Annotated in this window: 1 protein-coding gene; it reads left to right on the top strand. The window is 47.4% G+C overall.

Annotated features, from left to right (window positions below):
• Nucleotides 1–580 precede the first annotated feature (580 nt).
• Nucleotides 581–1,318: DUF3854 domain-containing protein (locus QUB44_RS30895; RefSeq protein WP_333373740.1), on the top strand; the 738-nt coding region annotated here is incomplete at its 3' end.

The following is a 1,318-nucleotide window of genomic DNA, read 5'->3' as shown; positions in this document are numbered from 1 at the left end:
TATTGACTGAAGTCATCACCGACTTTGCCCAATGTTGTCGCGAACAGCCCTCGGAAGAAAACGCCCTCAAGCTGTTTCGGACTTTTTGCAAAGCTCACCTTTACAAGTCGGCGGAGAAAACATAACTAGAACATGATGGCAATTTTCTAACCCTATTAGGGTTCACTGGTTATCGGAGTGCTATCTATACTCTGTATAGGTATCAAAGACTTATACAGAGTGAGCCGTCCTCTCACATCTCGATCGCCTATTTGTTGCCACTTACACTACTCGGAAATGCTGCTACAATGAATGCCAAGTGATTCTCTGAAGTGAAATCCACGGTCTGCGACTTGACGGGGGGAGTAAGAGGATTGCATACGGCAAGGGATGGAGAGAGAAGTCGCTGATAGTTCACGTCTCCCGGCCTCAATATTTCACCTATCCTCCAGTAACAATCAAGGGTAGGCGGCCCGCGCTTGGTCGCCACGCTTATTGTCTGATATATCTGTAACTACAAACACAGCAAAAAACCGCTCCCTTTTTAGTTTGGCGACCAAGAAGAACGGCTTCTGCTGATTTACCCAAAAGTAAAATCATCATGTCTCAACATCATAACTCGATTGGTTCCACTGTTGCAACAACTACCGCCGATTCTTGCCTCAAATTTTCGCTAAGTAGCACCGATCGCGACCATCTGAGAACCGAGCGCAAGCTTCCCCTCGACTGGATATGTGCAAACTGTGGCAGTGCCGATATCCCGAAAGCCACGGTATTGCTGGGATATGAGGCAAAATCACCCTGCATAGTTTTCTATTCGGATGACCTCAAACAACTGCAACTAAAGCCCCTCACCCCGTGGCCATCAGCAGATGGCAAAGAGCCGAAATACCGCACCCCCAAGGGTGAATATGATATTTTTCTTCCTAAGCACCCTGAAATCAAGGATTTTTGGACTGATTTAGATGCGCTTAAAGCCCGGTGCTTCACAATAAATGGTAAGCCCTACCTACTCATCACTGAAGGGTGCATAAAGGCAATAAAAGGTTGTATGTGGGATATCCCTACGGTGGCGGTAATGGGAGTTGACATGGCCCTAACACCAGCGGCAAAGGGTACACCCGACTTGGTACCAGGGCTGAAACGATTAGCTGAAGCGGGTTTTGGTTTTATCATCGCTTACGACTCCGATCCACCTGAGAGAGTGGAAACCATAAAGAATGTTCGCCGTGCAGAAGCCAAGTTAACTAAACACCTGAAAGCCTATGGCTGCGATGTACTATCGGTTACAGGTAAGTGGGCGTCGGAGGACGGCAAAGGGATGGATGATTTCATAAAT

It is taken from the genome of Microcoleus sp. AT3-D2, assembly GCF_036705715.1.
GTDB lineage: Bacteria > Cyanobacteriota > Cyanobacteriia > Cyanobacteriales > Microcoleaceae > Microcoleus.
The sequence above is the reverse complement of the archived record's forward strand: the minus strand, read 5'-3'. Positions and strand labels throughout refer to the sequence as shown.